This is a genomic window from Cystobacter fuscus DSM 2262 (genome assembly GCF_000335475.2).
GTDB classification, from domain to species: Bacteria; Myxococcota; Myxococcia; order Myxococcales; family Myxococcaceae; genus Cystobacter; species Cystobacter fuscus.
On record NZ_ANAH02000071.1, the window covers coordinates 47,915 to 64,925 of the forward strand.

2 protein-coding genes are annotated in these 17,011 nt (G+C 73.5%); both read left to right on the forward strand.

The window, feature by feature from the left end; all coding sequences use genetic code 11:
- Nucleotides 1-242 precede the first annotated feature (242 nt).
- Complete coding sequence (locus D187_RS45765; protein ID WP_002624105.1) at nucleotides 243-7,955, forward strand: type I polyketide synthase; 7,713 nt, start codon at nucleotides 243-245, stop codon at nucleotides 7,953-7,955.
- Nucleotides 7,952-17,005, forward strand: a complete 9,054-nt coding sequence (locus D187_RS45770) for a type I polyketide synthase (RefSeq protein WP_002624106.1) — start codon at nucleotides 7,952-7,954, stop codon at nucleotides 17,003-17,005. The genes D187_RS45765 and D187_RS45770 overlap by 4 nt, the downstream gene beginning before the upstream one ends.
- The last annotated feature ends 6 nt before the right edge of the window (nucleotides 17,006-17,011 follow it).

The following is a 17,011-nucleotide window of genomic DNA, read 5'->3' on the forward strand; positions in this document are numbered from 1 at the left end:
AATCCCCGCCCTATCTGCTTTCGCGCGGGTCTGTCTCTACCCGCTCCTCAAGTCAGAAAAGACATGCGATTTTGAGGGGGTTCAGATGGGGCCCCGCTCATATGCGCTGCGTCACAATAGACGACACCCGGGGTGTGGCCCTGGGTGGGCGAGCCTTCATTCGCTGGACACACGAAAACAGGCGAAGTCCGTAAGAGGCGCAAGTCTTTGACGGCTGGAAGCGGGACACAGGAAGGCAAGACATGACGGAGAGCGAGAACCCCCTGAAGCCCGGAGCCCACGCCACCTCGAAGGCGGAGCGCGACGAGGGCGAGGAGACGGGAGCCCTGGCGGCCGCGGGTGAAGTGGAGCCGCTGGCGGTGGTGGGGCTGGCGTGCCGCTTTCCCGGGGCGCCGGACGCGGAGGCGTTCTGGCGCGTGCTGTGCGAGGGCCGGGAGTTGCTCCAGGAGGTTCCCGCGGATCGCTGGGACGCGCATGCCTGGTACGATCCGGACCCGCAGGCCGAGGGGCGGATGATCACCCGCCACGGCTACTTCCTCGAGGGGGTGAGCGGGTTCGATCCGCTCTTCTTCGGCATCTCCCCGCGCGAGGCCGCGGAGATGGATCCCCAGCAGCGGTTGATGCTGGAGGTGGCGTGGGAGGCGCTGGAGGACGCGGGCCTGCCTCCCTCGAGCCTCAAGGGCTCGCGCACGGGCGTGTTCATGGGCTCCATCTGGCACGACTACGCGGACCGTCACCTGAGCGAGCGCGCGGCGGTGACGCTGCACAGCGCCACGGGCCAGTCGCTCAACATCGTGGCCAACCGACTCTCGTACACGCTGGGGCTCAAGGGGCCGAGCCTCACGGTGGACACGGCGTGCTCCTCGTCGCTTGTGGCGGTGCACCTGGCCTGCCAGAGCCTGCGCTCGGGGGAGAGCCGGCTGGCGCTGGTGGGCGGCGTCAACCTGATGTTCTCGCCCGAGGCGAACGTGCTCTTGTCCAAGTTCGGCGGGCTGTCGCCGGACGGGCGCAGCAAGGCGTTCGCGGCGGGCGCGGATGGCTTCGGGAGAGGGGAGGGCGCGGGGCTCGTGGTGCTCCAGCCGCTGTCGGCGGCGATCGCCGCGGGCGCGCGCATCTACTGCATCATCCGCGGCAGCGCGGTGAACAACAACGGCCTGGGCAATGGGCTCACCGCGCCGAGCGTGCCCGGTCAGGCGGCGCTCTTGCGCGAGGCCTACGCGCGCGCGGGCGTGCCCACCAACCGCGTGCACTACGTGGAGACGCACGGCACGGGCACCGCCCTGGGAGACCCCACCGAGGCGAGCGCCCTGGGCGCGGCGCTCGGCGAGGGGCGGGCCATCGATCGGCCACTGCTCATCGGCTCGCTCAAGGCGAACATCGGCCACCTGGAGGGCGCCGCGGGCATCGCCGGCGTCATCAAGGTGGCGCTCGCGCTGTCGCGCCGGCTCGTGCCCCCACACATGCTGCACGGCGAGCCCAACCCCCGCATCCCCTTCGGCGAGCTGCGGCTGAGCCTGCCGCGCCACACGCTGCCCTGGCCCGGGGAGGACGGGCCGGCCACCGCGGGCGTGAGCGCGTTCGGCTGGGGCGGCACCAACGCCCACGTGGTGATGGAGGAGTCGCCCGTGGGGGGCGAGGAGCTCCTGCCCCTGGCGGCCGACAGCGCCGAGGAGCTGCTCGCCCAGGCGGCCCGCGCGGAGGAGCTGGTGCTCAACCGCTCGGCGCCGGTGGCCGTGCGTGACCTGTGCCGCACCTGGGCCCTGTACGCGGGCGCGGGCGGCCACCGCGCCGCCATGGTGTTCCGCACGCGCTCGGACCTGGCCGCGCTGCTCAAGAGCCTGCGCCAGGGCAAGCGCCGCGCGGGCCTCTTCACCGGCGAGCCCGGCGAGCGTCCGCGCGTGGCCTTCGTGTGCGCGCCCCAGGGCTCGGAATGGCCCGCCATGGGCCGGGAGCTGCTGGCCACCGAGCCCGTGTTCCGCGCCCGCGTGGAGGCGCTGGACGTGAGCTTCATGCCGCTGGCGGGCTGGTCCCTCGTGGAGCGGCTGCGCGAGCCACACGCGCGGGGGGAGACGGACGAGGACGCCGCGGAGCCGTTGACGTTCGCGGTGCAGATGGGGCTCGCGGCGCTGTGGCGCTCCTGGGGCGTGGAGCCCGAGGCCGTGGTGGGCCATGGCGTGGGCGAGGTGGCCGCGGCGTGCATCGCCGGCGGGATGGACGAGGTGGACGCGGTGTGGAAGGTGTACCGCGCGAGCCGCCTGCGGCAGTGGGAGCCCCTGCGCGACGAGCTGGAGGCCGCCCAGCAGCGGCTGTGGGAGCGCGCGAGCGGCCCCATGTGGCTGTCCACCCTGGCGCGCGAGGTGGGCCCGGAGGGCCGCGTCGGTGACGCGCGCTGCCGCAACCCGCGCCAGCCGGTGCGCTTCGCCCAGGCCGCCGAGCGGCTCGTCTCCGAGGGCTTCGACTCCTTCGTGGAGCTCAGCCCCCACCCGGTGCTGTGCCGTCCGGTGGAGCAGCTCTTGCGCAAGGCCGTGCGCGCGGGCGTGGTGGTGGGCTCGTTGCGGCGCGACGAGCCCCGCGCCGCCCTGCTCGAGGCGCTCGGGGCCCTGCATTCCCGGGGCGTCGCGGTGCGCTGGAGCGCGCTGCCTCCCCCGGAGTCGCCCGTGAGCGAGCTGCCCTCCCCGACACGGCCTTCCGGGGACTCCACGCGCGTGGAGCTGTTGCCCCTGTCCGCGCAGACGCCCGAGGCGCTCGCCCTGGCCGCGCACCTGCTGCTCGCCCGGCTCGAGGAGCGCCCGCTGTCGCTGCACGACGTCTGCTACTCGGCCTCCGTCCACCGCGGCCACCTGCACTACCGCCTGGCGCTCCAGGCGCGCAACCACGCCGAGGCCCGGGCGGGCCTCGGCGCCTTCCTGCGCGGAGAGAGCCGCCCCGGCCTGTCCACCACCCGCCACGCGGATGGCCGGCACCAGCCCGTGGTGTTCGTCTTCCCGGGGCAGGGCTCGCAGTGGGCCGGCATGGGCCGGCGCCTCATGGCCGAGGAGCCCGTGTTCCGCGCCGCCATCGAGCAGTGCGACGCGGCGCTGCGCCGCCACGTGGACTGGTCCCTCGTGGAGCTGCTTCGCTCGGACTCGGCCGCGTGGATGGAGCGCGTGGATCAGGTGCAGCCCGCGCTCTTCTCCGTGCAGGTGGCGCTCGCGCGGCTGTGGCGCGCCTGGGGCGTGGTGCCCGATGGCGTGGTGGGCCACAGCATGGGCGAGGTGGCCGCGGCGCACGTGGCCGGGGCGCTGAGCCTCGACGACGCGGCGCGCGTCATCTGCCGCCGCAGCCTGCTGCTGCGCCGCGTGAGTGGCCAGGGCGGCATGGCCATGGTGGAGCTGACGCTGGAGGAGGCCCGCGCCGCCATCCAGGGCCTGGAGGACTGGCTGTCCGTGGCCGCCAGCAACAGCCCCCGCTCCACCGTGCTCTCCGGGGATCCGCACGCGCTCGATCAGGTGCTCGCGAAGCTGGAGGCCCAGGAGGTGTTCTGCCGCCGGGTGAAGGTGGACGTGGCCTCGCACAGCCCGCAGATGGAGCCCCTGCGCGAGGACCTGCTGCGCGCCCTGGAGGGCCTGTCGCCCCGGCGCGGCGAGGTGCCGCTGTACTCCACGGTGACGGGCCAGGTGATGGACGGCTCGGACCTGGAGCCGGCCTACTGGGTGCGCAACCTGCGCGAGCCGGTGCTGCTCTCGCCGGTGGTGGAGCGCCTGGCCACCAGCGGCCACACGCTCTTCGTGGAGGTGAGCCCGCATCCGGTGCTGCTGCCCTCCATCGAGCAGACCATCGCCCACCTGCGCCTGGAGGGCACGGTGCTGCCGTCGATGCGGCGCGAGCAGGACGCGCGCGCGGTGATGCTGGAGACGCTCGGGGGCCTCTACGTGGTGGGCCACGAGGTGGAGTGGAAAGCGCTCTACCCGGAAGGGGGCCGCCAGGTGCGGCTGCCGGACTATCCCTGGCAGCGCCAGGACTGCTGGTTCCAACCCGGCGCCAAGCCGGCGCTCCCCCACGGGCAGCGCGAGGCGGCACCGGCCTCGGTGCTGGGCGAGCCCCGCCGCTCCTCCCTGCGCCCCGGGGCTTTCTTCTGGGACGTGGACGTGGGCCTGTCCACCCTTCCCTGGCTGGCGGACCACAAGGTGCAGGGCTCCGTGCTGCTGCCCACCACGGCCTACCTGGACTGGGTGATGACGGCGGTGCAGTCCGCGCTCGGCCCCGGGCCGTGGGTGCTCGAGGAGCTGCGCATCGACGACGCCCTGGCGCTGCTCGGCGACAGCGCGCGCCGGGCCGAGCTGCTCGTGGACGTGAGCTCCACGGGCGCCATCTCCTTCAAGGTGTCCAGCTTCATCCCCACCCCGGGCGGCAGCGGCGCGGAGATGTGGACGGTGCACGCGGGCGGACGGGTGCGTGCCTCGGACAGCCACACCCGGAGCGCGCCGGCGCCCGTCGTGGTGGAGGAGCTCCAGCGGCGCCTGTCGTCCCGGCTGCTCATCGGCGAGGCGCACTACCACGAGATGGAGCAGCGCGGACTCCAGTACGGCCCCTCCTTCCGCGGCGTGCAGGAGGTGTGGAGCACGGACGGCGAGGCCCTGGGCCGCATCGCCGTGCCCGACGCGCTCGGGGCCTCGGGCACTCCGCACCCCGGCGTGCTCGACGCGGCGCTCCAGGTGTTGCTCGAGTGCCTGCCCTCGGATGAGACCACCTTCGTGCCCGTGCGCCTGCGCCACTTCGAGCTGCTGCGCCGGGGCCTGCCCCAGTGGGCCCACGCGCGCATCACCCCCCGCGAGTCCTGGCGCAAGGGCTCCACCCTGGAGGGCGACGTGACGCTGCTGGACGGGCAGGGCGCCGCGCTCGCCGTGGTGGAGGGCCTGGAACTCGCGGCCCTGCCCACGCGCTACGGCAAGGCGCGCGCCGAGCAGGATCGCTCGCTCTTCGAGGTCGCCTGGCGCCGCGCGGGCCTGCCCGCCGTGTTCGAGCCGGGCTCCGCCGACATGCCGTGGCTCATCTTCCAGGACGCCTCCGGCGTGGGCGAGGCGCTCGCGCAGATGCTGGAGTCGTGGGGCGGGGCATGCATCCGCGTGGAGGCGGGCACGGGCCTGCGCCGCATCCACGCCCGGCACTACACCGTGGCCCCGGGCTCGCGCGAGGACCTGAGCGCCGTGCTGCGCCAGTGCTTCCCCGAGGAGAACTCCTGCGCGGGCGTGGCGTACCTGTGGGGCCTGGACGCGGCCGGGCCGGACGCTCCGGGCGAGCAGGCGCTCGAGTCGGCCATGCGTGCCTGCGGCGGCGCGCTCCGGGTGGTGCAGGAGATGCTGCGCTGGGGCTGGAGGGATCCGCCGCGTCTGTGGCTGGTGACGCGCGGGGCGTGGCCGGTGCTGGGCTCGCCCACGCCGGGCGCACTCCAGGCGGCGCTCTGGGGCCTGGGCCGCACGGTGGGGCAGGAGCACCCGGAGCTGCGCTGCACGTGCGTGGACCTGGATCCTTCCTCCGCCCAGGTGGACGTGGAGTCGCTGGGCCGCGAGCTGTCGGCGCGCGCGGAGGACGAGCAGGTGGCCCTGCGCGGGGGAACGCGCATGGTGGCGCGGCTCGTGCGGCGCTCGGCGGCCAAGGACATGCTCAACGAGCCCCTGCTGCCCGCGGCCGGCAAGAGCTTCCTGGTGGAGACGGCACCCGCGGCCTCCTTCGGCGGCGTGGTGGTGCGCATGGCCGAGCGGCGCCGCCCCGCGCGCGGGGAGGTGGAGATCGCCGTCGAGGCCTCGGCCCTCAACTTCATCGACGTGATGAAGACCATGGGCCTGTACGTGATGAAGGACGTGGAAGGGGGCCGCTCCGGCGTGCCCCTGGAGGGGCTGCCGCTCGGATTGGACTGCGCGGGCCGGGTGGTGGCGGTGGGCGAGGGCGTGGAGGGACTCGCGGTGGGCGATCCGGTGGTGGCCTTCGCGCGCTCGGCCATGGCCTCGCACGTCGTCGTGGACGCGCGCTTCGTGGCGCGCCGGCCCCCGGACATGGGCGTGGAGGAGGCGAGCTCCATCCCCAGCGTCTTCATGACGGCCTGGTACGCGTTGCACCACCTGGCGCACCTGGGCGCGGGCGAGCGCATCCTCATCCACTCGGCCGCGGGCGGGCTCGGGCTCGCGGCGGTGCAGATCGCCCAGGCGCTGGGCGCGGAGGTGTTCGCCACCGCGGGCACCCCCGAGAAGCGCGAGCTGCTGCGCGGCATGGGCATTACCCACGTGATGGATTCGCACACGCTCGCCTTCGCCGACGAGGTGATGCGCGTGACGGACGGGGAGGGCGTGGACGTGGTGCTCAACTCCCTCTCCGGAGACGCCATCACCCGGAGCATGGAGGTGCTGGCGCCGGACGGACGCTTCCTCGAGGTGGGCAACCGGGACATCCACGCCGGACGCTCGCTGGATCTGTCCCAGTTCAGCCGCCGGCTCATGTACGTCGCCATCGACCTGGGCGGCCTGCGCGAGCGGCGGCCCGCGGTGTGCGCGCGCCTGTTGCACGAGGTGATGGAGCGCATGGCCTCCGGCATGCTCCGGCCCGTCCAGCACCGCTCCTTCCCCGTGTCGCAGGTGTCCGACGCCTTCCGGGAGATGGCGCGGGGCCAGCACGTGGGCAAGCTCGTCGTCACGATGCAGGATCCGCAGCTGCGCGTCGTCCCGCCCAAACCGGGCTTCCGGGTGCGTGCGGACGGCTCGTACCTCATCACCGGAGGACTCGGGGGCCTGGGCCTCTCGGCGGCCCAGTGGCTCATCGGGCATGGCGCGCGCTACCTGGTGCTGTTGGGCCGCGGCGCTCCGTCCGAGTCCGCCACCGAGAAGCTGGAGGCCCTGCGGGCCACGGGGGCGCGCGTGGAAGTGGCGCGCGTGGACGTGGCGGACGCCCGGGGGCTCGCCGAGGTGGTGGCGCGCACGCACGGGGAGCTGCCCACGCTCCGGGGCGTGCTGCACTGCGCGGGCGTGCTCGATGACGGCATCCTCGAGCAGCAGGAACTCCCGCGCTTCCGCGAGGTGCTGACGCCGAAGATCCAGGGTGCCTGGAACCTGCACGCGCTCACCCGCGACGAGCCGCTGGACTTCTTTGTCCTCTACTCCTCCATGGCGGCGCTGCTGGGCATGCCGGGACAGGGCAACTACGCGGCGGCCAACGCCGCCATGGACGCGCTGGCCCACCACCGGCGCCAGCAGGGCCTGCCGGCCTTGAGCGTGAACTGGGGGCCCTTCTCCGAGGTGGGCCTGGCCGCGGCGCGGGCCAACCGGGGCGAGCGCCTCGCGTTCCAGGGCATGGCGAGCTTCACGACCAGACAGGGTGACGCGCTGCTCGAGCGCCTGCTCGCGGAGGGCGCGGCGAACGCGGGCGCGGTGCTGCTCGACTTGCGCCAGTGGTTGCAGTTCTTCCCGAGCGCGGCGTCGCAGCACGTCTGGGAGGAGCTGGCGCAGGAGAGTCAAGCCGAGGGCTCGCGGGGACGCTCCAGCCTGCTGTTGGACCTCAAGCGCTGCGCGCCGGGCGGACGCGTGGCGATGCTGGAGAACTACCTGCGCGAGCGGCTCGCCCAGGTGCTCCGGGTGGACCCCACGCGCATCGGGCGGCATGAGCCGTTCCGGGGCCTGGGGCTCGACTCGCTGATGAGCCTGGAGCTGCGCAACCGCATCGAGGCCGCGCTGGACCTGAAGCTGTCGGTGACGCTGCTGTGGGCGCGCTCCACGCTGATGGCCCTGTCGGCCTACCTGCTGGAGCAGCTCGGCCTGGCGCCCATGCTGGAGCCGGCGGCGCCAGCGGCGCCCGTGGAGAAGCCTCGCAAGGAGAAGAACCGGCCCGCGCCCGTGGAGCAGGAGGCGCACCAGCTCGCCGAGCTGTCCGAGGGGAAGTTGCTCGAGATGGTGGATGACGCGCTGGCGGGCTGGGAGGACGCATCGTGAGCGAGGAGGGCAAGGAGGAAATCAAGCAGCGCCTGGCGCGCGCGGTGATGGCGATGCAGAAGATGCAGGCGCGCATCGAATCGCTCGAGCGCGCGCGCTCCGAGCCCATCGCCCTGGTGGGCATGGGGTGCCGCTTCCCGGGCGGCGCCGACACGCCGGAGGCCTACTGGGAGCTCTTGGCCGCGGGCCGGGACGTCGTCCGCCGCGAGCCGGCCTCCCGCCGCTTCGGGCCCGACTCGGGTGCTCCCCGCTGGGCGGGCTACCTGGAGGACGTGAGCGGCTTCGACGCGGAGTTCTTCGGCATCTCCCCCCGCGAGGCCGCCAGTCTGGATCCCCGCCAGCGCCTGTTGTTGGAGGTGGCGTGGGAGGCGCTGGAGCATGCGGGGCAGGATCCCGAGCGCCTCGTGGACACCGCCACGGGTGTCTTCGTGGGGCTCACCGGGGATGACTACGCGCGGCTCCTGCCCACGGATCCAGAGAGCATCGACGCCTACTTCTCCACGGGCAACGGCCACTGCTTTCCGCCCGGACGCCTGTCGTACACGCTCGGGCTCCGGGGCCCGAGCCTCTCGGTGGACACGGCGTGCTCCTCCTCGCTCGTGGCGGTGCACCTCGCCTGTCAGAGCCTGCGCTCGGGCGAGTGTGACGTGGCGCTCGCGGGCGGCGTGAACCTGGTGCTGCACCCGTCCGTCACCCAATCGCTCGTGCGCATGCAGGCGCTCTCCCCCAATGGCCGCTGCAGTGCCTTCGACGCGCGCGCCAATGGCTTCGTCCGGGGCGAGGGTTGTGGCCTCGTGGTGCTCAAGCGCTTGTCGGACGCCCAGGCCCAGGGAGACCGGATCCTCGCGCTCATCCGTGGCTCGGCCGTCAACCAGGATGGCCGCTCGCAGGGACTCACCGCGCCCAACGTGCTCGCCCAGAGGGACCTGCTGCTCCAGGCCCTGAAGAACGCGAAGCTGCAACCCTCGGCGCTCGGGTACGTGGAGGCCCACGGCACGGGCACTCCCCTGGGAGACCCCATCGAGGTGGAGGCGCTGGTGGAGGTGCTGGGCAAGCCCCGGCCCGATGGGCAGCCGTGCGCGCTCGGCTCGGTGAAGACGAACATGGGCCACCTGGAGGCGGCCGCGGGCATCGCCGGGTTGATGAAGGCGGCGCTCGCGCTCCAGCACGAGGCCATTCCCAAACACCTGAACTTCAGCCGGCTCAACCCCCGCATCCGCCTGGAGGGCACGCCCTTCTTCGTGCCCACCGAGACGCGGCCCTGGAAGCGCTCGGCGCAGCCCCGGTTCGCGGGCGTGAGCGCGTTCGGCATGAGCGGCACCAACGCGCACATCATCCTCGAGGAGGCGCCCCTTCCGGCCGCCCCCACGCGCGCGCCCGCTCCGCGCCCCGCGCACCTGTTGACGCTCTCGGCCCGCAACGAGGACGCGCTGGGGGAACTCGCGCGCCGCTACGCCAGCCACCTCTCCGCCCACCCCGAGGAGGACGCGGCGGACGTGTGCTTCACCGCCAACACCGCTCGCGCGCGCATGGAGCACCGGCTGTCCGTGGTGGGCGACTCGACGCGGGTGCTCGCCGAGCGCCTGTCCGCGTTCGCCTCGGGCTCGCGGCAGGAGCGCGTGGCCCAGGGGAAGGCGGGTCACACGCCGCCCCGGGTGGCCTTCCTCTTCACCGGTCAGGGCGCGCAGTTCGCCGGCATGGGCCGCCGGTTGTACGAGACGGCACCCGTCTTCCGCGACGCGCTGGAGCGCTGTGCCTCGCGGCTCTCGCCGCGGATGGATCTGCTGTCGGTGCTCTTCCCGAAGGACGGGGCGACCTCGCCCATCGATCAGACGGCCTTCAGCCAGCCGGCGCTCTTCGCCCTGGAGTACGCGCTCGCGGAGCTGTGGCGCTCATGGGGCGTGGTGCCTGATGCGGTGATGGGCCACAGCGTGGGCGAGTTCGCCGCCGCGTGCGTGGCGGGCATCCTCTCCATGGAGGATGCGTTGGATCTCATCGCCGAGCGCGGGAGGCTCATGCAGGCCCTGCCGCCGGGCGGCGTCATGGCCATGGTGTTCGCCTCCCGCGAGCAGGTGGAGCCGCTGCTCGCGAAGGAGCCCGGACGCGTTTCGATCGCCGCGGACAACGCCCCGGGCCAGCTCACCGTGTCCGGAGAGGCGGCGGCCGTGGAGCGCATCCTCGCGGCGCTGGAGGCCCAGGGCCTCGCGACGCGCAAGCTGAACGTCTCGCATGCCTTCCACTCTCCGTTGATGGAGCCGATGCTCGACGCGCTGGAGGCCAGGGCGGCGCGGATGGCGCGTGCTCCCGGCCAGCTGCCCCTCGTCTCCAACGTGATGGGCCGGGTGGTGGGGCCCTCGGAGCTGGGCGCGCCCGGCTACTGGCGCCGCCACGCGCGCGAGGCCGTGCGCTTCCAGGAGGGCATGGCGTCGCTGCGCGGCCTGGGCATCGACGTCTTCGTGGAGGTGGGCCCCCACGCCACGCTGCTGGGACTCGGCAAGGCATGCCTGGGAGACGGGCCCACGTGGCTCGCCTCGCTGCGCAAGGGCCAGGACGATCAGGAGCAGATGCTGGACACCCTGGGCCGCCTGTTCGTCCAGGGCCACTCCCTGGAGTGGAAGGGCGTGGATCCCGAGCCCGCGCGCCGCAGGCTCGTGCTGCCGCGCTACCCGTGGCGGCGTCAGCGGCACTGGGCTCTTCCGGAGACGTCCGCCACCGCCGCGGCGCCCCAGGTGGAGGTGCCGCGGCCCGCCCCGGAGGGAGGAAGCCAGGGCGCCCGGTACGAGGTGGAATGGCGGCCCTCGGCGCGCGCGGTGTCCGAGGTGTCCCCGGCGCGGGGCTCCTGGTTGGTGCTGGGCGAGGGCGAGGAGGGCCGTCGGCTCGCGGCGCACCTCCAGTCCCAGGGCAGGGCCTGTGTGACGGTGGCGCCGTCGGCCTTCGCGGGGGTCTGGCGGGAGCATGCGGCCTCGTGCACGGGCGTGGTGTTCCTGCGCGCCCTGGAGACGGAGCGGGCGCACGAGGCGTGCTTGGAGCTGGCTTCGGTGCTTCACGTCCTGGAGGGGACTCCGGACGCGGCGGCCCGTGTGTGGGTGGTGACCCGGAACGCGCAGTCCGCGAGCGCGGAGGCGCGTGTGAATCCCTCCCAGGCCCTGTTGTGGGGGCTCGGGCGGACCGCATCACTGGAGAGTCCCCAGCACTGGGGCGGGTTGATCGACCTGGGGCCCGAGGAGGGCGTGGAGCGGCTCTGGGAGGAGCTGGGCGCGGCGGACGGCGAGGATCAGGTGCTCCTGCGGGACGGCCAGCGCTACGTGGCGCGGTTGCTGGAGCGGGAGGCGCCCGAACTCCAGCCCCTGCCCGTGAGCGCCGACGCCACCTACCTCATCACCGGAGGCAAGGGAGCGCTCGGGCTGAACGTGGCGCGCCGGCTGGTGCGGCGCGGGGCCCGGCATCTCGTGCTCACCATGCGCGGGGCCTTTCCCGAGCGCTCGCGATGGGACGCGCTCCAGGGGCTGGGGGATGAGCAGGCCCGGCGGATCGCCATGGTGCGCGAGCTGGAGGCGGCGGGCGCCGAGGTATGGCTGGCCCAGGCGGATGTGTCCCAGCGCGACGCGATGGCGGCGCTGCTCGAGCGGATGAAGGGCGCGCTGCCTCCCCTGCGCGGAATCGTCCACGCGGCGGGGGTGTCCGCGACCGCGCGGGTGGCGGACCTGGACGCGGAGACGCTCGGGCGGGTGCTGGCGCCCAAGGTGGACGGCGCGTGGAACCTCCATGCGTTGACGCGCGAGCTGCCGTTGGACTTCTTCGTCCTCTTCTCCTCGGTCGCCGGGGTGTGGGGCTCGTCGAACGGAGGGGCCTACGCGGCGGCCAATGCCTTCCTGGACGGGCTCGCGGCGCACCGGCGGGCCCTGGGGCTCGTGGCGACGAGCATCGACTGGGGCCTGTGGGAGGGCGCGGGCCTGGCGACGATCGAGGAGCGGGTCTGGCTGGAGGGCGTGGGGCTGGATGCGCTCGATCGCGAGGCCGCCCTGGACTGGATGGAGCGGCTCGTGGCCGCGCGGGTGCCTCATGCCGTGGTGGCGAGTATCCGCTGGGAGCGCTTCCGCTCCCTGCTCGAGGCCCGGAGGGCCCGGCCGTTCCTGGCGGACCTTCGCGTGCACGGCGCCTCCGAGCCCACGCGGGCGCTCCCCGAGGGCAAGGCCCCGCCCCGGCCGGCCTGGAAGGACGCGGCCACGCCGTCCGCCCGGCGCGAGGCCGTGGGCGCGCTGGTCCGCGAGACGGTGTCGCGCACGCTGGGCCTGTCCGCCGGACAGCCCCTCGACGCCGAGCGCGGCTTCCACGAGCTGGGGTTGGACTCCATCATGGCGGTGGAGCTGAAGGGCCGGCTCCAGGAGCAGCTCGGGCTGACGCTGCCGGCGACGCTCGCGTTCAACTACCCGAGCGTGCGCGCGCTCACCGAGCACCTCGACTCGCTGCTGCATCAGGAGTCTCCCCTCGCCACGACGACCGAGGCCCGTGCCGGGGCCGCCTTGGACGAGCCCATCGCCATCGTCGGCATGGCGTGCCGGATGCCGGGGGGAGCGGACACGCCCGAGGCCTTCTGGAGGCTGTTGAAGGAGGGGACGGACGCCATCTCGGAGGTTCCGGCGGATCGCTGGGACGTGGAGGGCTGGTACGACCCGGATCCCGAGGCGCCGGGGAAGATGTACGTGCGCGAGGGCGGCTTCCTGCGCGAGGTGGACCGGTTCGATCCCCGCTTCTTCGGCATCTCGCCGCGCGAGGCGGAGAGCATGGATCCGCAGCAGCGGTTGATGCTGGAAGTGGCCTGGGAGGCGCTGGAGCGGGCGGGGCAGGACGTGAGCACGCTGCGGGGTTCGCGCACGGGAGTCTTCGTGGGCGTCACCGCGGCGGACTACGCGCGGGTCATCCTCCAGGGGCCCGTCGAGCAGGTGGATGCATGGTTCGCCTCGGGCACGTCGCTCAACGCGGTGGCCGGGCGCGTGTCGTACCTGCTCGGGTTGCAGGGGCCGAGCATGGTGGTGGACACGGCGTGCTCGTCGTCGCTGACGGCGTTGCACCTGGCGTGTCAGAGCCTGCGCTCGGGCGAGTCCACGCGGGCCCTGGCGGCGGGGGTGAACGTCATTCTCTCGCCCGAGTCGATGCTGGCGGTGAGCAAGGCGCGGATGCTGGCGCCGGACGGGCGGTGCAAGACGTTCGACGCGTCGGCCAATGGCTTCGCGCGGGCGGAGGGCTGTGGGGTGCTGGTGTTGGAGCGGCTGTCGGAGGCGAGGGCACGCGGCGCCAACATCCTCGCGGTCATCCGGGGCTCGGCGGTGAACCAGGACGGGCCGAGCAGCGGGCTCACGGTGCCCAATGGGCAGGCGCAGCGGGCGGTCATCCAGCAGGCCTTGCGTAGCGCGGGCGTGGCTCCGGCCGAGGTGAGCTACCTGGAGGCGCATGGCACGGGGACGTCGTTGGGAGACCCCATCGAGGCCGAGGCGATGTGGTCGGTGTTGAAGGAGGGACGCCAGGGCAACGAGTCGCTGTGGATGGGCTCGGTGAAGACGAACGTGGGCCACCTGGAGTCGGCGTCGGGCGTGGCGGGCGTGATGAAGGTGGTGTTGGCGATGCGGCACGGCCAGTTGCCGGCGCACCTGCACCTGAAGACGCCCAACCCGCACATCGACTGGAAGGGCATGGGGGTGAAGGTGCCGGCGGCGCTGACGGACTGGGCGCCCACGCAGGGCCGGCGCATCGCGGGGGTGAGCTCCTTCGGCTTCAGCGGGACGAACGCCCACGTGGTGTTGGAGGAGGCACCGCCCGCGTCCGAGCGGAAGCGCCCGGAGACGGAGCCGCGGCGGCACGTGCTGCTGCTGTCGGCGCGGAATCCCGAGGCCCTGCGTGCCCTCGCGGGCCGCTACGCGCGGGCCCTGGAGGACGGTGCGGACGTCGTGGACATGTGCTTCACGGCGGCGGTGGGACGGACGCGCTTCGAGCACTGGCTCACGGTGGAGGCCGACTCGGCGCAGCGCATGCGCGAGCGGCTGTCCGCGGTGGAGGCGGGCCAGTCCCCCGAGGGCGTGGTGTTCGGAAGCGGAGCGGACCAGGCGCCCCGGTGGGAGCCCTCGGAACTCGCGGCGGGTGGGGGCCGGCTCATCCCCCTGCCCACCTATCCCTTCCAGCGTCAGCGCTACTGGTGGAAGGGCTCGACGCCCCGCGTGGCCTCCCGGAGCCACGAGACCCCGGCGCCCCACTTCGGCCGGCGGCTGCGGTCTCCGGCGCTCGACGCGATCGTCTACGAGACGGTGTATGGCCCGTCCGGTCCGGCCCACCTCGACGACCACCGGCTCTATGGAACCCGCGTCGCGGCGGGCTCCTCGCACGTGTCGTTGCTGCTCTCGGTGATCGAGGACGTGTACGGCTCTCCCGCGTGCACCCTGGAGAACCTGGCCTTCCCCCGCGCGCTGATCCTCTCGGAGAACGAGGAGCGCACGGTGCAGGTCATCCTGTCTCCACCGGAGCGCGGTGGCGCGTTCGAGGTGAAATCGCTGGGGGCCGACGGCGGTGGAGAGGCGTGGCTGCCGCATGTCAGCGGCAGTCTGAGCCTCGGTGAGGCCCCGCCCCCGGAGCCGTGGGAGTCCCGAGAGGAACTCCAGACGCGCTGCCAGGAGGTCCTCCTGGGCGAGGACTTCTACCGGGGGATGCGCGGGCAGGGCTACGTGCTCGGCTCGAGCTACATGTGGATCCACTCGGCGAAGCGCGGGGGCGCGGACATCCTCGGGGAGCTGCGGCTGCCCGAGCTGCCGGACTCGCTGGAGGAGCACGTGCTCCATCCCGGCTTCGTGGACTCGTGCTTCCAGGTGCTCACGAGCTGGACGCTGGAGTACCAGTCGCGCTTCCCCGACGCGATCCTCATTCCCTTCAGCGTCTCGCGCTTCACCGTGCATCGGCGGCCCCGGGGCACGGTGTGGTGCCACGCGCGCGTCCGGGAGGACGGCCGGGCCGGGGTGGGGGCGTCCCTGGGCGGCGATCTGCGCATCTATGACGAGCAGGGCCTGGTGGCCGAGGTGCTCGGCTTCCGCGCGCGGATGGCGAGCCGCGAGGCCGTGCGTCCGGGACTCCAGGCGCCGAGGGAGGAGGCGCGCTACGAGCTGACGTGGAAGCCCGAGCCGCCTCCGTCCGGGACGAGGCCCGTGTTGGATCCCCGACCCTGGGTGTTGTGGATGGACCGGCACGGCGTGGGCGAGCGGCTCGGGCGGCTGATGGAGGAGCACGGGGCCTCGGTCATCCGGGTCCGCTCGGCGGCCGTGTTCCAGAAGCTCGGCGCGGACTCCTTCGAGGTGGACGCGTGGCGGCCGGAGGACTGCGCGCGCCTGTTGAGCGAGGCCCTGGGCGCGGAGGGGTGCGCGGGGGTGGTGTACCTGGCGGGCCTCGATGCCCGTGCGTCCGAGGACGCGTCGGCGGACACCGTGCAGCGCGCCGTCCTGGAGGCGAGCGGCGGGGCCCTGCACCTGGTGAAGGGGCTGGTGGGGAGCAACACGGTGGTGCCGGTGTGGCTCGTCACGCAAGGCGCCCAGGCGGTGAGCAACGGCCCCGTGAGCCTGCCCCAGGCGCCGTTGTGGGGCCTCGGCCGGGCCATCGATCGCGAGCACCCCGAGCTGCGCTGCACGCGCGTGGACCTGGACGCCCGGGACGAGGAGGGCAGCCTCCGGGGGCTGCTGGCCGAGCTGGCCCGTGGCGAGAGCACCGCCGGACGCGAGGTGGTGTTGCGCCGGGGCGTGCGGCTGCACCCCGAGCTGCGTGAGGAGCGGGGCGGACGGGACGTGGCCCCCGTGCTGCTCCCGGAGGCCACCTACCTCATTACGGGAGGGCTCGGAGGACTGGGCCTGGAGGTGGCGAAGTGGATGGTGGAGCGGGGCGCGCGGCACCTGGTGCTGGTGGGACGCCGGGCGCCCTCGGCGCTGGCCACCGAGGCGGTGCGTGCCCTGGAACACGCGGGGGCCCAGGTGACGCTCGCGTCCGTGGACGTATCGCGCGAGGACGAGGTGTCCCGGCTGCTGCGTCAGGTGGATGAGGCATCCCCGCCCCTGCGGGGTGTCATCCACGCGGCGGGCGTGCTGGAGGATGGCGCGCTCTTGCAACAGGACCTGGAGCGCTTCGAGCGGGTGATGAACCCGAAGGTCGCGGGCGCGTGGAACCTGCACCGGCTCACGCGTGACCGGTCCCTGGACTTCTTCGTCCTCTTCTCCTCGGCCTCCGCGCTGCTCGGCTCGGGGGGACAGGGCAACTACGCCGCGGCGAACGCCTTCCTGGACGCGCTGGCGCACGAGCGGCGGGCGCACGGACTGCCCGCGCAGTCGCTCGACTGGGGCCCCTGGGCGGAGACGGGCATGGTGGGTGCGTCGGACGGAACCCTGGCCCGGTCGCTGGAGCGGCGGGGCATCCGGCCGCTGCCCACGGCGGGAGCGCTCGCGTTGTTCGGCGAGGCGCTCGCGAGTGGCCGGCCCCAGGTGGCGCTCCTGTCCATCCAGTGGCCGGTGTACCTGGAGTCGCTGGGGGCCCTGGGCCGTTCGCCCTTCTACGCGGCGCTGGCGCCGGTCCGTGCCGCCGAGACTCGGGCGGGTGCACCACTCGCCGAGCGGCTGCGAAGCGCACTGCCCCAGGAGCGCTCCCGCCTGCTGGTGCGCAGTCTCCAGGAGGAAGCGGCGCGCATCCTGCGGTTGGAGCCCTCGGAGGTCGACTGGCGCCAGGGCTTCGCCGAGCTGGGAATGGACTCGCTGATGGCGATCGAGTTGCGCAATGTGTTGCAGAAGCAGCTCGGCGTGTCGGTGCCCGCGACGGTGGCGTTGGATCACCCCACCGTCGACTTCCTGGGACAACACCTGCTCACCGACGTCTTGAAGCTCGATGTCCAGGCCCAGGCGGCGCCGGCTGTGCCGCCTCCTGCGCCCATCGTGGTCAAGGCCTCCCCGGTGCCAGAGGCGGAGGAACTGGATGCGCTGTCCGACGCCGAGCTGGCGCGGCTGGTGGCCGAGGATCTCGCCAAGGATTCGTGAGGACCC

Coding starts and splice junctions, on each gene's coding strand:
- D187_RS45765 (WP_002624105.1), top strand. CDS start 243: ATGACGGAGAGCGAGAACCCCCTGAAGCCCGGAGCCCACGCCACCTCG.